This window comes from Actinomyces sp. oral taxon 448 str. F0400 (assembly GCF_000220835.1).
In the GTDB taxonomy this organism is placed as follows: domain Bacteria; phylum Actinomycetota; class Actinomycetes; order Actinomycetales; family Actinomycetaceae; genus Actinomyces.
Genome location: NZ_GL985606.1, coordinates 1 through 13,996 on the forward strand (window position 1 = coordinate 1; position 13,996 = coordinate 13,996).

Sequence of the window (13,996 nt, forward strand, 5' to 3'; positions counted from 1 at the left end):
GATCCGAGACACACATGGAACGCAGATCCTAGATCCTGACAGCGAGTTCGCACTCGTGCGAGTCCCGCGGAGTCCCATTGAATCCCGGTGCTGCCCTGTCGTCAAGCGAAACCATCTGGCAACGGCAGCGAGGAGTATATTAACCACCGACATCCCGCGGACGTCAACGTCGCATTGAGTGGCAATCGTCACCGTCGGAGTCCGTTCCAACGAAAAATGACCACCACTCAACGGCGGCGGCCACTGACCAGTGGAGCTAGGGGGATTCGAACCCCCGACCTTCTCATTGCGAACGAGACGCGCTACCAACTGCGCCATAGCCCCGAAGACCAAGTCAAGCGTAGCACTCGCGCGCCCCGCGCACGCAACCCGACGGTTCGTGAGTCGCGGCACCGCGACACCACGCACCCTTCGCCCTGGCCCCCTGCAGAGCGCCTCCGGCGCCTGTCTCCCCAGCCTCTCCTTACTCCCTAGGCCCCCGCAGCGGTGCGGCGCTTCTCCAGCACCGCATCGAGGTCGATGGGGTGGAATTCGATCTCCTCCCTCTCCACGCCCTCGGTGGGCAGGCTCCGCACGTTGCGCGGCCGGGAGGGCACCGGCGCCGAGGGGTGGGTCTCCTGCTCCAGCTCGTCGTAGGAGCGTCGCGGCGCACGGGCCGCGAGCGTGTACGTGGGCGCCGGCACGTGGACCGGCCGCCATCCCTGCGGAGGTGTGGCCGGCGCCGTCGCCTCCCGCTCGGACGCAGTCGATCCGCCGGCCGCCGGCCGGTCGTGCGACGGCGATGACGCTCCGGCATCGCTCTCGACCTCCACCTCGGTGACAGGCCAGGCCACCGTCATGAGGGAGTGCTGGACGGTCTCATCCCGCATCCTTCGACCGCTGCGGTTCTCCCGACCGGCCGGACGGTGCGCCGCGGCCGCCGAACTCTCCTCGATCGGCTCGGACGCCCGCCCGTCATCGGACTCCTCGCCCCCCTCGCCGGCCGCATGCGCACCGTCGACGGAGGAGACCGGACCAGCGGCCTCGGCCGCGGAGGCGGCGGCCCGCGCACGGCGCTCGACCGACTCCCCCGCCGGTGACGCCGTTTCGTCCGCACCGACGGCGGCCATCGGTGCGGATCTCCGCCTCCCCCGCTCGTCCACGGCATTCGACGCGGCCTCCTGCACGGCCTCGACGGCCTCGGACCCCGACGTCGTCCTCGCGGCGGGCGCAGCATTCGAAGCGGCGGCCGCGCGCCACCCGGCGGCCCCCGCGGGCTCGGCGCTCCACGGCGCAGCCCCCCTCGTCTCCCTCCGCACGGCCCACGGTGCCGCCCCGTCCGTCTCCGCCTCCGCGGAACCGGGCACGGCCGGCCGCTCGCCGGTCAGATCGGTCAGCTCGCGTTCAAGATCGGTGATCCGCTGCCGCTCGCGCCGGTCGAGCGCGACCGACTCGCGGGCGGCCCGACGACCGGCCCCCATCGAGACGCACAGGAGGAACGCGGGGACCGCGACGATCAACCACGGCAGGGTCGTCAGACGGCATACGGCGACGGTCCCGAGCAGGACACCCGTCAGGATGCCGGCGACACGGGCGCGGTGGGAGGCGGCGACACGGCGACGCTCGCGCGCCTCCCCGTGGGCTCGTCGGGCGCGGGTCAGCTCGCGTTCGGTGCGCAGCGCTCGCACGTTCCTGACTGCGGGCCTGTTCATCGCCTTGACCTCCGGTCGCCGTCGAAAGATCTGCGCGTGCCCACTGCTGCTGCAGGCCTCATCGGAGGTGAGGGCGTCGCCCGTGGCCAGGACCCGCAACTCGGAGGAGTAGCGGTCATCGGCGTTGGACATTCGCATCACCTCTCGACGCCCGACCAGGAACGGCAGGAGGTACACGGAGAGAATCGCCACGAGCGCCACCAGCACCCAGACCTCGATTCTCACGCATCCACGGTATGCGGGCCGGTGCTCCGGCGCAGCCACAAGCACGGCGTGTTGACCCAACGCCGGCCGACTTCACGAACCCGGCTAGCCCCGGACGCCACCTGTCTCTCAACAGTCACGTTCGCCCCAGGCGCCTCACGAGACCGGGCCGCCCGCAATCTCCTCCGCCACGACCGCGAAGGTCGGAGCCCGAACGCCATCGGCCCGCGCTCGCGAGGACGCACCCCGTTGGATCGGCGCGACCGTCACCCGATCACCCGGTCCGCGAGCGCGCCGTCGACTTCGCGGCCCGCGCCCCGCAGGCGCCCGCAGCGCAGCACGTCTCAGGCATCCAGCAGCAGGCAGCGCAGCACGTCGCCGGCCACGACCGTGCACGTGGTCTCGGGCACGATCGCGATCGCATTGGCGCGCGCCAGGCCCAGCAGCCGGGTCGTGCCGGGCGGGGACGTCGGCTCTGCCGTGTAGCCGCGCGAGGGCGATCCGGTCAGACGGACCGGGACGAACTCGCGCTTCTCCGGCGGTGAATGCCAGCCCGTGCTGATCGACGCCGGCAGACAGGAGCGGTGCAGTTCCCGCCGGCCGGCGATCTGACGCACGGCCGGACGCACGAAGGTCTCGAAGGCGATCTGCGCACTCACCGGATCGCCCGGCAGGCAGAAGATCGGCGTGCTCTCCACGGTGCCGACGCCGAGCCAGCGGCCCGGGGTCATGGCGACGGCGTCGAAGCGCACCGGCCCCAGGGGGGTCAGGACGTCCTCGACGGCGTCCCCCCGGCCGATCGACAGCCCGCCGGTGGTGATCAGGACGTCGGCCCGCACGAGCTGATCCTCGACGGTCTCGGCCAGGGCGCTCGGCTCGTCGGGCACGGCGGCCACGCGGAAGGCCCGGCCGCCGGCGTCGGCGACGGCCGACGCCATGGCGTGGCCGTTGGCGTCGAACACGTCGCCCGGGTCGCGCGACTGGCCGGGCTCGACCAGCTCGTCGCCGACCGGGATGATGACGACCCGCGGGGCGGGGCGGACGTTGACGCGGGAGCGCCCGATGCCGGCCAGCAGGGCCACATGGCGAGCCGAGACGCGCGCCCCTTGGGGCAGCACCGTCGTGCCGGCGGCGACGTCGGCGGCACGACGCCGCACGTTCTCCCCCGCCCGCACCGCCGCCTCCACCCGCACGCGGATCCTGCCGCGGTCGGTGTCCATCCACGGCACGACGGCGTCGGCACCCAGCGGTAGTGGCGCTCCGGAGTCGACGAGCATGGCGGTCCCGGGCACAAGCCGCGTCGGGCGCATGTCGCCGGCGCGGACGGCGTCCCTGACCTCCAAAGTCACCGGCGTCGCCCCGCTGGCCCCGGACAGGTCGGCGCCGACGACGGCGTAGCCGTCCAGGTCTGCTAGATCGAGGGCGGGCAGGTCGAGGTCGGCCACGACGTCCTCGGTCAGCACGGATCCGACGGCGTCCAGCAGGACGACGTCGAGCGGCGGAGCCGGTCGGGCGATCTCGAGGCACGCGGCGAGGTGCTCGGCAACGGTGCGCATGGGACTGATCCCTCCGTGTCCCGCCCGAGGCGCCGAGCCCCGGGCGTGTGAGCCCAGGCTACCCGCCCCCGTCCCCGGCGCAGCGCAGCACGACGAGAGGCGCGGGCAGCGCCGGACCCGGACGCGGGCGGTGCGGATCCCCCCGGAGTATTTCCGGAGTTCCGGGCCCACCCGCGGTCCCGGCCTGCAAGGATGGGCCCATGACAAGCGAGCCCGTCGTCCTGCCCGAGACCACACTGCTGGACGTCGAGGACGCCAAGGAGGAACTGCGCTCGGTCCTGCGCTCCCACCGGCGCTCCAGGCACCGTCACCGCAAGAACGGGCACGACCCCGTCTGCGGGTCGCTGACGGAGCACGCCCTGGAGGCTCTCGACGGCGCGCGCACCGTCACCGCCTACGTCTCGGTGGGGTGCGAGCCATGCACCCGGCCGCTGCTGAACCGGCTCGAGAAACGGGGGGTCACGGTGCTGCTGCCGGTGCTGGGCCCCCGCCTGTCGCGCTCGTGGGGGATGTTCCACGGCGCGGACGACCTCGCTGAACGAGCGCCGGGTCGGCCTCCTGAACCCGGTGGGGCGGCCCTGCCCGCCGAGGCGGTCGCCCGGGCGGATGCGCTCGTCATCCCGGCCCTGGCCGTGGACCGCGGCGGTCGACGGCTGGGGCAGGGCGGAGGCTGGTACGACAGAATGCTCCCGCTGCGCCGCGACGGCGTCCGCGTCTTCGCCATGGTTTACGACGACGAGCTCGTTCCCGGGCCGCTGCCGACCCAGACGCACGACGAGACCGTGGACGCCGTCATCACCTCGGAGGCCTGGTTCCTGCTGAAGGGATCGGCTTTCGCCTCCGGACGCTGAGCCGGACCGCGCGCGGGGGCGCTCGGCGCTTCGAACGCTCCCCCTCGGACGGGCCCGTCGCGGACCCGGGGCATGCCCGGGCTCCACAGACTCCGCTCGCGCGGGCGGCTGCGGAGAGCGTCCACAGGTCGAGCGCCATGCGGGTGCGCCGTCGACGCCACGGCCCCACTGTGGGGGTATGTCCGAACGCAGCCGCTCCTCCGATGCCCCCTCCCGCTCTCCCCGCGCCCCGTCCCGCCGGCCGATGCGCCGCCCCTCACTAACCCTGTGGCGCCACCGTCACCTCGTCGTCGCCCTGTGCCTGGGCGCTGCCGCGGTACTGGCGCTCAGCGTGCTCCGACCCGGCCCCGAGCAGGGGCGGGAAGCGCTCGTCGTTGCACGCGCGGTCGCCGCCGGGCAAGTCATCGCCGAGCAGGACGTCACCACCCGCTCCCTTCCATCGGACGCGCTGCCCGCCAACGGACTGGCCGGCCCGGAGATCATCGGATCGCGGGCCGCGATCGCCCTGGAGGAGGGCTCGGTGCTCACGGTCTCGATGACGAGCGCAGCGCTCGCGGGCGGCCTGAGGGGCGACGAGCGGCTGGTGCAGGTCCCCGTCGAGGTCGGGGCGCAGCTGGCCGAACCGGGGGCCCACGTCGACGTCGTGGGTGAGGCGTCAGCCGGACTGGGTGAGGCCCCCGCGGATTCCTCGGCCGGCTCCTCGACGGGCACTGCCGCGGATTCGCCGGAGGACTCATCGCCCGGTCCCGGCGATGCTGCGGCGCCCTACGGGCCCCGGACGGCCGTCCTGTGCCGAAACGCGCGCGTGGTCCTGACGACGACTCAGGGGGAGGAGAATAGATGGACGACGGCGAGCAAAGTCACACTTGTGACTCTTGCCGTTCCCGCCGCGGACGCTAGCCTGGTCGTTGGTGCGGCTACGAACGGCGCTCTTGGCGTCGTGCTGAGTCCCTGACTCTTTGTTCAGCGCCACCGTTCGTCGCGGCGGCGGCCCGTCCGGGTCGCCGATTCCTTCTCATCATTTCATTCCCGGGCGCGAGCGGTCTTACAACAATCTCTCCTACCACGGAAAGGCCTACCATGCTCAAGGGATTCAAGGAGTTCATCTCGCAGGGCAACGCCCTCGAACTCGCCGTCGCCGTCATTATCGGTGCGGCATTCAAGCCGATCGTCGACGCCATCACCAATGTCATCATGGCCGTCATCAGCGGCGTGGTCGGCGAGCCCTCGTTCGACAATGTCTTCGAGTTCTACGTCAAGGACTCGCAGGTTCAGCCCGGCACGATCCTGACCGCCATTATCAACTTCCTGCTCATCGCCCTCGCCGTCTACTTCTGCATCGTGCTGCCGATGAACAAGTTCAAGGAGCGTATGAAGAAGGCAAAGGACGACAAGCCCGCCGAGCCGACCGAGGCCGAACTGCTCGTGCAGATCCGCGACCTGCTCGCCACCGGGCGACCGAACGCCTCCGCCGGGCAACCGCGGCCGAAGGCCTGACGACCGCCCGCGCGTCTCAGACCCGGCACCCGCTTCGCCGAGTACTCGCTCACGGGGGCCCGCCGACCGACCACGGTCGGCGGGCCCCATCGCGTCCGACGCACCCGGGCCCAGGGACGACGACGGACGGTGGATGAATAGCGGGCTTTCAACACGGCCCCGCTGGGTGGCGGGGCGGGCGGACGCAGGGCGGGGCGGCGAGGCCGGACCGTGTGCCCGCGACCCCGGTCGGTCACCACTTCCGGCCGTTACCGCCCTTGTTGCCGGTGCCATTGGCTCGGTCATTGCGGTCCTGCAGCTTGTCGCGCTGCGGGTCGGCCGGGGACGGACTGGCCGAGGCCGGCGACGGAGAGGACGAGGACGACGGCGTGCTGCTGGAATCATCCGTCGGAGAATCGCTGGGGGTCGAGTCGGCGCTCTCATCGGACGTCGGCTCGGAGCTCGGCTCCGCCGAGCCCGACGGCGTGGCCGAGGGGTCCTCACTGGGCGTGGCCGACGGGTCCTCGCTGGGCGTAGCTGACGGGTCGGTGCTCGGGCTGGCCGATGGATCCTGCGAGTTCTGCGGTGGTGGCGGAACCTCGCACTCCCCCGCGGCGGCCGTCGCCTCGTCCTCGGCCGCCCGGGCGCTCCCCTCGTCCCCCGCGTCGGTCGCCTTCTGCGCGCGCGCGAGGTGAGTCATGTAGAGGTTGACGCGCACGAGGCACTCGGGCGCCTGCGGGTCCCGAACCTGCGTCGTGGTCCCGTCTTGGCCCTGAGCATCGATCATTCCGGCCGACGGCGCGCTCGTCAGCGCCTCCTCCAACTCGTCGACGGCGCCATCGGTGTCATCGGCCAGCAGCCTGGCCGTGCCCAGGTTGTAGTGGACGCGCCACTCGTCGAGCCACGGGTTGACCCGTGCGACCGTCTCGTAGCGGCTGACCGCCGCAGGGTAGTCTTGGGCGATCACCGAGCGATTGGCCGCCAGGGTCATCAGGAAGACGAAGCCCAGCCAGATCGATATGACGCTCGCCAGGAGCGCGGGCACCGCACCCCAGGCGAGCAGACGGCGTCGGTGACGCAGTCGGACCGCCCTGCGACGCGGGTCCTCAGCGCCGTCGGCCGGCGAGGCGGTCGACGGCGAGGCGGGGGACTCGACCCCGCTTCCGGTGGAGGGGACGTCCGGCGTCGTCATCGGGCGCCCCCCATGGGCGCTCCCGAGGCGGGAACGGTCCCCCTGGGCCGGGAGGCGGGGATCGCCGGCCCCGGCACGGCCCCGCCCGGCCCGGAGCGGGTCAGCCGCGCGGCGGCGCGGTCGGCGCCGATCAGCGCCATCAGCTCCCATACGAGCAGCAGTGAGGCCACCGCCCCGAGGGGCCAGGTGAGGTAGGTGCGACGGTTGAAGTGCTCGCGCCCCTCGGAGAACACTTCCGTGACATCGACGTCGGTGAAGTCCTTCGTCGGCGCGTCATCACCGCCGCCGGTCCGCTGGAAGTAGGGCACCCCCAGCCCGGAGGCCACGGACTGCAGCTCGTCGGTGTCGGGCACGGAGACCGCGGGCTCACCGGTGTCGGGGTCGGTGATGTACGCGGGCTCGGCGTCGGGGGCGGCGGTCCGGCCGACGGTGAACTCGCGCATCCGGGCGCCCTCGGGCGTGCCGTAGCCGAGGACGGCGCCGCCGCTGAGCATGGAACTCAGGTTCTCCCACGACAGACCGGCGGCTTTGGCGTCGGAGGCGCCGCCGCCGCCGTCGGTGGGCTCGCCGTCTGAGAAGATGTACACGAGCCGGGCCGCTTCCGGGGTGTTCTCCGAGCTGGCTCTCAGATCCTGAGTCAACGGCGGCAGAGCCCGCTCCAGGGAGGACCCGTCGGAGCGGTCCGTCGGCTCCTGCTGGAGGGAGTTGATCCACGAGCTGACGGCATTGATGTCGTTGGTCAGCGGAAGCTCGCGCGCGGCGGCGGAGTCCAGCGAGATGATGGAGAAGCGGGCTGCGGGGAAGGCGTCCCGGATGGCGGCCATGTCTTGGCGCACGCCGTCGAGCCTGATGCCGCCGCCGTTGTCGGGGCCGCCGTTCCAGTCCTCGGCGGCCATGGACCCGGTCCGGTCGACGACCATGTAGATCTCGATGTTCGACACCGGACGCGCCTGGGTGGCGGGCACGCTCGGTCCGGCCATGATCACCGCCGTCACCACCGCCAGCGCCGTGCGCCGCCACCAGGTCCGCCTCGCGCCGGGGCGGGCGTCGCGCCGCAGGAGACGCTGCCCCGACCAGGCCAGCGCCGCCGCGAGCAGCACGACGACGAGAACGACCAGGAGCCACCCCCCGGCGAACATCGGTTCGAACGACAGGCTCATGCGCGCCTCCAAGCAGTGACGACCAGAAGGGAGATCACCGCCACGACGAGCCAGGCGGCGCGGCTCTGGGGCACGTCGGTCACCCGCACCTCGGCCTCCCCCTCCAGCTCGGTGGCCTGATCGGCCTCCAGCTCCTTGACGATCCCGTCGACGGCGCCGGGGTCGCTGACCTCGTAGAAGAACCCGCCGTGCTCCTCGGTCACCGTTCTCAAGTCATTGCGCGCCTCGGGCAGGGTCATCCCGGTCAGGCTCGGGTCCACGGTGGTGGGGTCGGAGCCGAACAGGGAGAACAGGCGGATGTCCTCCTGACCCGCCAGGTCCGCCGCCTGGGACAGGCCGTAGACCTGCAGCCCGCTCGGGTCGACGACCTGGTTATCGCTGGCCAGGACGATCGAGCGGGAGCGGTCCTCGACCTTGGTGTCGAAGGCGAGACTGCACGAGGCCAACCCGTCCCCGATGAGGGAGGAGGCGTCGACGTCGGTCAGCAGCGTGCCGCCGAACGTCTGGTAGTACTTCTCCTCGTAGGGGTTGAGATAGGTGGGCTTGAAGTTCAGCGCATCGGCCGCCACCTCGAACTGATCGCGCAGCAGGTCGTAGTCATCGGTGAGCGGCACCATCGTCTGTGCCGTCGTGTTCCACGCGACCAAGGCGACCCGCTCCCCCTCGAAGGTGTCCAGCATCTTGGAGAAGGTGTCGAGGATCTCGACGTCGGTGGTGAGCATCGAGGTGGACACGTCCAGGCACAGAACGATGTCACGACTGGCCATGGCGTTATTGCGCACGGTGCGGTTCACCGGCCGACCCGCCATCATGGAAGCGGCCACCAGACCGACGACGACGAGAGCGCCCAGAGCGGCGTGAAGAGCCCGACGTCGACGCACCCGGTTGCGCACAAGCGGGCTGGATAGGAGGACCGCGGAGTTGGCGACGCGGCGGGGTGCCCGCCCGCGGCCGGCGCCCCGGAATCGCGGCAGGGCACCGGTGGTCGCGAGCACGATGGCCAGGACGCCGAGTCCGAGCAGGACCCACATCAGCCACGCCATCACCATCGGGTCACAACCTCCCTCGCCTCGCTGACGGCCTCCTCGGCCGCGGCCTCGGGGTCACGGTCGAACGATGGCTGCTCCCATACTGCCAGCAGCTCACCGACGTGTCCCAGCGGGTTGGCGTCAAGCGGACGCCGGTGGCGGCGCACGAGCCGGAGGCGGTCCTCGACGTCATCCGGGCCGGTCGTGGCAGACATGTCCAGGATTTCGCGCACCGTGACGGTGGTGATGTCCTCGCCGCTGCGAGCGGCGGCGAAGCCGCGCACCGCCGAGGCGAGCTCGAGGTGGAGACCGCGCAGGTCGGTCTCACCGGCGGTGAAGCGCCGGGCGGCGGTCTCGACGCGTTCGACCCACTGACCGCGCTCGGACGGCGCCATGGGAATGTCCCCCACCTCCCGGCTCTGATCGCGCCGGGTCACGAGCAGGGAGCGCAGCAGCCACGCCGCAACCAGGATGAGACCCGCGACGGCGACGACGATCATCCACATGGGCATGAGCACGGGGGCGTTGACGGACACGGTCATCGCCTCCTTCGTCTTGACGAGGCCAGCCGCTGGCGGGCCAGCAGGTCGGCGATTCGGTCGACCAGGGAATCGTCGTCGACGACGGCGACGTGCTCGATGCGCCGTGCGTCCAGCGCGCCGGTCACGGCGGCGCGCCTGGCCAGCACCTGCTGGCCCAGGCGGGCGACGAGCACGTCGTCCTCGCGCAGGAAGGCGGGGACCTCGGCGGGCATCTCCACATCGCGAGCGCGCCCGCGACCGGGCGCCAGAGGATCGTCGTCTTCGATCTGGACGACGATGAGCTCGTGCTGGGTGGACAGACGGCGCAGCAGGTCGACAACACCGGGAACCAGGACCGGGTCGGGGTGGGCGGTATCGGTGATGAGGACTACGAGGCTGCGTCGGCGGTGCCAGGTCGAGACGCGGTCCAGCAAAGTGGCCAGATCGGAGGCGGGGGCCCCGGAAGCGAGCGGGTCGGCGTCCGCCCGCCCGTCCGCGGGGGCCCCGGGAGCGGAACCGGTGAGGTCCGCGAAATGGCGCTCGAGCAGATTCAACAGGGTCTCGGCGTGCTCGGAGCCGGCGCGCGGAGGGCGCGAGACGACCCGGGCGGCGTCGGTCGCCACCAGTGCGACGGGATCGCCGCGCAGGCGGGCGAGGTAGGCGAAGATCTCCGCCACGGCCAGCGCCAGCTCGCGCTTGTCCAGGCCGGCCGGCGTCTGCGCCGCCATGGTGCGCCCGGTGTCGACCGCCAGCACGAGCGGCAGGTTGGCCTCGCGCTGGTAGCGCTTGATGACGGGCTGGCCGATGCGCGCCGACGCCTTCCAGTCGATGTCGGTCACATCGTCCCCGGGGCGATACAACGACAGGTCGTCGAAGTCCTGGCCGTGCCCGAGGAAGACCGATTGATGGCGTCCGTCGAGCAGACCGGTGGCGCGCCGCAGCGTGGGCAGCGTCAGGCGGCCGCGCACGCGCGCCAAACGGGAACCGCGGCCCATCGAGGGCTCGGGCGGCGCCGCGGACCCGGGAGGCTCCGCGGACTCCGCGGCCCGCGGGGACGAGGACGCCGTCGGCGACGCCGATGGCGGGTCCGAGCGGTCGAACGTCTTCAATGCCATGACCATGGGGACCGTGCCCGATCAGGGCGTGGGGACCGCCGCGAAGATCGCGTCGATAATGGCCTCCGGGGCGATGTCGTCGGCCAGGGCGTCGTAGGTCAGCACCAGGCGGTGGCGCAGCGCGGCGTGACGCAGCAGGCCGACGTCGTCGGGGGTGACGTAGGTGCGCCCCGCCTGCAGGGCCACGGCCTGAGCGATCTTCATCAGGGCGATCCCGCCGCGCGGAGAGGCGCCCACGCGCACATGCCGCTCCAGACCGGGCACCGGCCGCGGACCGCCGCCGCGGGAGGTGTTGACCACAGCGACGAGGTACTGCTTGATGACCGGATCGACGTAGACGCGCTCGACGGCGCCCTGGAGCCACTCGACGTCGTCGGTGCTGATAGGCCGGGAGGTGATGGCCCGCTCGAAGGCCCCCGACGAGATGCGGTCCAGGACGTCGGCCTCCTCGGCCGGCTTGGGGTAGGTCAGCACCTCCTTCATCAGGAAGCGGTCCATCTGCGCCTCGGGCAGGACATAGGTTCCCTCCTCCTCGATCGGATTCTGGGTGGCCAGCACCATGAAGGGCTGCGGCAGCGGGTAGACGACGCCGCCTATGGAGGTCTGCCGCTCCTGCATGGCCTCGAGCATGGCCGACTGAGTCTTGGCGGACGAGCGGTTGATCTCGTCGAGCAGAACGATGTTGGCGTGCACCGGTCCGAGCTGGGTCGTCATCTGCCCGTTGGCGTAGTTGAGGATCTGGGTGCCGACGATGTCGTTGGGCATGAGGTCGGGGGTGCACTGGATGCGGTGGAAGGAGCCGGAGACGGCGGCGGCCAGAGTCTGAGCCGCCGTCGTCTTGGCCAGGCCGGGGACGGACTCGAGCAGGATGTGACCGCTGGCGATGAGCGTGGAGGTCAGGGCCAGGCGCAGGCGCTCCTGACCGACCACGCGCTGGGAGAAGGTCTTGTTAACTCGCCCGAGGAGCTCGGAGGCGCGCTCGATATCGGCCTTGGGAGTGGCATTGGAACGGGATGCCCGCTCGGCCTCGTGCTCGAGCTCCTTGGCGCTGGGCAGGGAGGCCGTCGGAGAGGGATAGGAGCTGCCGGCGGGAGCGGTCGGAGCCTCCGGAAGACCGCCGCCGCGCGGCGTGCGCGCTGTGCGCCCGGTGCGTGACGGCGCACCGGCGGGCGCCGACGGGAACGACGGCGCGGCGGGGGCCGACGGCGCGGCAGAGCGCCCGGCGGAAGCGGCCGTAGTGCCGTAGGGCTGCGCTGGCTGATTGCTCATGGAACTCCTCGTGCGCCGGAGTGGGGACAGGGCGTCACGGGAAGGCTATACGAGTCGTCGGGCCGGGCCCAGGCGGTGTGATGGGGAGAGCGCCCACCTGACGGCCCCGCCACCGTTCACAGGCCGGCCAGCTCGACGTCGCTGCCCGACAGCGTCACACGCAGCCCCCCATCGGTCACCGCCACCCGGGAAAGGCTCAGTCCCCGCGGCAACGAGTCGGCGTCCACGGAGATCTCGGTGGACTCCAGGCCGAGGTAGGACAGGACCGGCCGTCCCATGAACGTGGAGCCGAGGTCGACGTCGGCGCCCCGAACCGTGATCGATGTGACAGTCAGAAGCAGACCGCCGTCGTCGGCGATCGACGGAACGATCGTCACACGGGCGTCGACCCCGAGCACGGTCGTGGAGGCCGTCACGGTCCCCGGGTCATCACCGGAGCCGAGGGCGCCGGCCTGCACGGTCAGGGCCGGGGCGCCGGAGGCGCTGGCCGCCACCATGTCCGTCAACCGATCCCACCCCAGCGACGCCGCGACGTCGACGCGGCCGGCCGGGAAGGGGGCGGACAGGCCGACGGTCCTCACATCGGCATCGACGTCGAGAAGCGTCAGTCCGTCCGGTTCCGAGCCGCCCGGCCTTGAGACACCGCTGGAGCCCCGCCCGCTGACACCGGCGGACAGATCCAGTCTGCTGGCGGTCAGAGTCAGGGAGTCCAGCCCGCCGCCGAGAACCTGCGGCAGCAAGAGCCCGTCGGTGCCCACCTCGGCGTCGGCGGACAGACCCGGCAGTGCCTGATGGACGGCAGCCTCGACCCGCGAGCGCGTGTAGAGCTCGCCGCCCGCGCCGGCTCCCCCGACCACGAGAGCCGAGACGAGCACCGCGACGGCGGCGATCCGCCGGGGTCGACGGCGCCGACGACGCTCGCGGTCCTGCTGGCGCGCACCGTCGACCCCGGCGTGGTTGTCGGCGTCGACGACGCCCTCGCCGTCCGGTGCGCCCGGAGCCCGTGTCGCGTGGGACTCGCCGTCGGTCATGTTCAGCCCCGCCCGCCGTCGGCGCGAGCGTTCTTGACAGCGCCGGGGGAGCCGACGGCTCCGACCGAGGCGGTACTCACCTCGGCCTCGCGGGCGGCTTCGTTGTCGGCGTGCTCCTGGTCGAGCATGGGCAGATCCTCGGCCGTCACCATAAGGGTGGCGACGGCGTGCTCCACGAGCGCGGTGCGGCGATTGGAAGCGGCGCCCCCGGCGCGTCCGCCGCGCAGCCCGCGCACGCCCACGCGATCGAGCTTCTCGCAGACGTTGTCGAGCTTGCGGTTGAACTTGGTCAGAGGCCAGCCCAGGCGCGCTGCGGCCGCCGACGACGAGGGGATCTCGGCGGCCCCGGTGCCGGCGCGCCGCAGCACCGGTTCGGACAGGGCCAGGACGAGCAGCAGCTGGGACTTGGTCATCGGGGTCACGCCGATGGTGGTCTGACCGCTGGACTGGCGGGGTCCGTCTATTCCGGTGAAATGATCCTCCCCGGCGGTAATGAGATCTATCTCATAGGTCGTGGGTCCCGCTGAGAAGGTGAGGATGACGCGCTGGAACACCAGGGGCATGCGGGCGCCCGGAGCGAGGCGGGACTGCACCAGGCCGTCCCCGTCGGTCAGCGTCGCGGACAGGCGCGAGCCCTCGTTGGCGATCCACCACAGGCCGCCCTCGTGAGCCAGGACGAGGAAACGGCGATGGAGGTAGGGATTGTCGTCGATATCGAGGTCCCCGCCGCGGCCGATGACGAAGGTGTCATCGACGCCGACGCGGTGCACCTCGCCGGAGAAGTCCAGGACCAGTTCATCGGGACGATCGGGGTCGATGTCCGGCAGCTCGGTCCAGGTCAGATCGCTCATGTGTGAGGCCTCCTTGCGGCTTGAGGACGGAGTCGGTGTGTGGCTGACGCG

General features: G+C 71.7%; 13 protein-coding genes and 1 tRNA gene. 3 read left to right on the forward strand and 11 right to left on the reverse strand.

Annotation, left to right across the window (positions count from 1 at the left end; translation table 11 throughout):
- Positions 1-251: 251 nt before the first annotated feature.
- The 3 genes from HMPREF9062_RS00005 to HMPREF9062_RS00015 all read right to left on the reverse strand — a co-directional run bounded on the left by HMPREF9062_RS00005 (position 252) and on the right by HMPREF9062_RS00015 (position 3,451).
- Positions 252-324: transfer RNA gene (locus HMPREF9062_RS00005), tRNA-Ala, on the reverse strand.
- A 146-nt stretch (positions 325-470) separates the two neighbouring features.
- Positions 471-1,916: a hypothetical protein gene (locus tag HMPREF9062_RS00010; RefSeq protein WP_009409531.1), complete on the reverse strand. Its 1,446-nt coding sequence runs from the start codon at positions 1,914-1,916 to the stop codon at positions 471-473.
- Between the two features lie 323 nt (positions 1,917-2,239).
- Positions 2,240-3,451 carry a molybdopterin molybdotransferase MoeA gene (locus tag HMPREF9062_RS00015; RefSeq protein ID WP_009409532.1) on the reverse strand — a complete coding sequence of 404 codons (1,212 nt, stop codon included), beginning with the start codon at positions 3,449-3,451 and terminating at the stop codon, positions 2,240-2,242.
- 200 nt (positions 3,452-3,651) lie between these two features.
- Between HMPREF9062_RS00015 and HMPREF9062_RS00020 the strand changes: the two genes are divergently transcribed.
- The 3 genes from HMPREF9062_RS00020 to mscL all read left to right on the forward strand — a co-directional run bounded on the left by HMPREF9062_RS00020 (position 3,652) and on the right by mscL (position 5,799).
- Positions 3,652-4,302 carry a 5-formyltetrahydrofolate cyclo-ligase gene (locus HMPREF9062_RS00020; protein WP_009409533.1) on the forward strand — a complete coding sequence of 217 codons (651 nt, stop codon included), beginning with the start codon at positions 3,652-3,654 and terminating at the stop codon, positions 4,300-4,302.
- Positions 4,303-4,546: 244 nt separating this feature from the next.
- Positions 4,547-5,257: an SAF domain-containing protein gene (locus tag HMPREF9062_RS00025; protein WP_009409534.1), complete on the forward strand. Its 711-nt coding sequence runs from the start codon at positions 4,547-4,549 to the stop codon at positions 5,255-5,257.
- Positions 5,258-5,382: 125 nt separating this feature from the next.
- Positions 5,383-5,799, forward strand: a complete 417-nt coding sequence (mscL, locus tag HMPREF9062_RS00030) for a large conductance mechanosensitive channel protein MscL (RefSeq protein WP_009409535.1) — start codon at positions 5,383-5,385, stop codon at positions 5,797-5,799.
- A gap of 232 nt (positions 5,800-6,031) precedes the next feature.
- Here the strand turns inward: mscL and HMPREF9062_RS00035 are convergent, their stop codons facing one another.
- The 8 genes from HMPREF9062_RS00035 to HMPREF9062_RS00075 all read right to left on the reverse strand — a co-directional run bounded on the left by HMPREF9062_RS00035 (position 6,032) and on the right by HMPREF9062_RS00075 (position 13,945).
- Complete coding sequence (locus tag HMPREF9062_RS00035) at positions 6,032-6,970, reverse strand: tetratricopeptide repeat protein (protein ID WP_009409536.1); 939 nt, start codon at positions 6,968-6,970, stop codon at positions 6,032-6,034.
- Positions 6,967-8,130: a vWA domain-containing protein gene (locus HMPREF9062_RS00040; RefSeq protein ID WP_050795222.1), complete on the reverse strand. Its 1,164-nt coding sequence runs from the start codon at positions 8,128-8,130 to the stop codon at positions 6,967-6,969. Before HMPREF9062_RS00040 ends, HMPREF9062_RS00035 begins: the two co-directional genes overlap by 4 nt.
- Positions 8,127-9,173 carry a hypothetical protein gene (locus tag HMPREF9062_RS00045; protein WP_253270615.1) on the reverse strand — a complete coding sequence of 349 codons (1,047 nt, stop codon included), beginning with the start codon at positions 9,171-9,173 and terminating at the stop codon, positions 8,127-8,129. Before HMPREF9062_RS00045 ends, HMPREF9062_RS00040 begins: the two co-directional genes overlap by 4 nt.
- Positions 9,173-9,700, reverse strand: a complete 528-nt coding sequence (locus tag HMPREF9062_RS00050) for a hypothetical protein (protein WP_009409539.1) — start codon at positions 9,698-9,700, stop codon at positions 9,173-9,175. Before HMPREF9062_RS00050 ends, HMPREF9062_RS00045 begins: the two co-directional genes overlap by 1 nt.
- Entirely contained in the window at positions 9,697-10,674 is a 978-nt protein-coding gene (locus tag HMPREF9062_RS00055) for a DUF58 domain-containing protein (RefSeq protein WP_034253356.1), read from the reverse strand. The genes HMPREF9062_RS00050 and HMPREF9062_RS00055 overlap by 4 nt, the downstream gene beginning before the upstream one ends.
- Positions 10,675-10,815: 141 nt before the next feature.
- Positions 10,816-12,063: an AAA family ATPase gene (locus HMPREF9062_RS00065; RefSeq protein WP_009409541.1), complete on the reverse strand. Its 1,248-nt coding sequence runs from the start codon at positions 12,061-12,063 to the stop codon at positions 10,816-10,818.
- A gap of 116 nt (positions 12,064-12,179) precedes the next feature.
- Entirely contained in the window at positions 12,180-13,094 is a 915-nt protein-coding gene (locus tag HMPREF9062_RS00070; RefSeq protein WP_009409542.1) for an LmeA family phospholipid-binding protein, read from the reverse strand.
- 2 nt (positions 13,095-13,096) lie between these two features.
- On the reverse strand, positions 13,097-13,945 hold the full coding sequence (locus HMPREF9062_RS00075) for a hypothetical protein (protein WP_009409543.1): 849 nt from the start codon (positions 13,943-13,945) through the stop codon (positions 13,097-13,099).
- Between the last annotated feature and the right edge of the window lie 51 nt (positions 13,946-13,996).

What these genes read in the sequence shown, in the direction of transcription:
- HMPREF9062_RS00015 (WP_009409532.1), bottom strand. Translation starts at nt 3,451, where the DNA reads ATGCGCACCGTTGCCGAGCACCTCGCCGCGTGCCTCGAGATCGCCCGA.
- HMPREF9062_RS00020 (WP_009409533.1), top strand. Translation starts at nt 3,652, where the DNA reads ATGACAAGCGAGCCCGTCGTCCTGCCCGAGACCACACTGCTGGACGTC.
- HMPREF9062_RS00025 (WP_009409534.1), top strand. Translation starts at nt 4,547, where the DNA reads ATGCGCCGCCCCTCACTAACCCTGTGGCGCCACCGTCACCTCGTCGTC.
- mscL (WP_009409535.1), top strand. Translation starts at nt 5,383, where the DNA reads ATGCTCAAGGGATTCAAGGAGTTCATCTCGCAGGGCAACGCCCTCGAA.
- HMPREF9062_RS00035 (WP_009409536.1), bottom strand. Translation starts at nt 6,970, where the DNA reads ATGACGACGCCGGACGTCCCCTCCACCGGAAGCGGGGTCGAGTCCCCC.
- HMPREF9062_RS00040 (WP_050795222.1), bottom strand. Translation starts at nt 8,130, where the DNA reads ATGAGCCTGTCGTTCGAACCGATGTTCGCCGGGGGGTGGCTCCTGGTC.
- HMPREF9062_RS00045 (WP_253270615.1), bottom strand. Translation starts at nt 9,173, where the DNA reads ATGGCGTGGCTGATGTGGGTCCTGCTCGGACTCGGCGTCCTGGCCATC.
- HMPREF9062_RS00050 (WP_009409539.1), bottom strand. Translation starts at nt 9,700, where the DNA reads ATGACCGTGTCCGTCAACGCCCCCGTGCTCATGCCCATGTGGATGATC.
- HMPREF9062_RS00055 (WP_034253356.1), bottom strand. Translation starts at nt 10,674, where the DNA reads ATGGGCCGCGGTTCCCGTTTGGCGCGCGTGCGCGGCCGCCTGACGCTG.
- HMPREF9062_RS00065 (WP_009409541.1), bottom strand. Translation starts at nt 12,063, where the DNA reads ATGAGCAATCAGCCAGCGCAGCCCTACGGCACTACGGCCGCTTCCGCC.
- HMPREF9062_RS00070 (WP_009409542.1), bottom strand. Translation starts at nt 13,094, where the DNA reads ATGACCGACGGCGAGTCCCACGCGACACGGGCTCCGGGCGCACCGGAC.
- HMPREF9062_RS00075 (WP_009409543.1), bottom strand. Translation starts at nt 13,945, where the DNA reads ATGAGCGATCTGACCTGGACCGAGCTGCCGGACATCGACCCCGATCGT.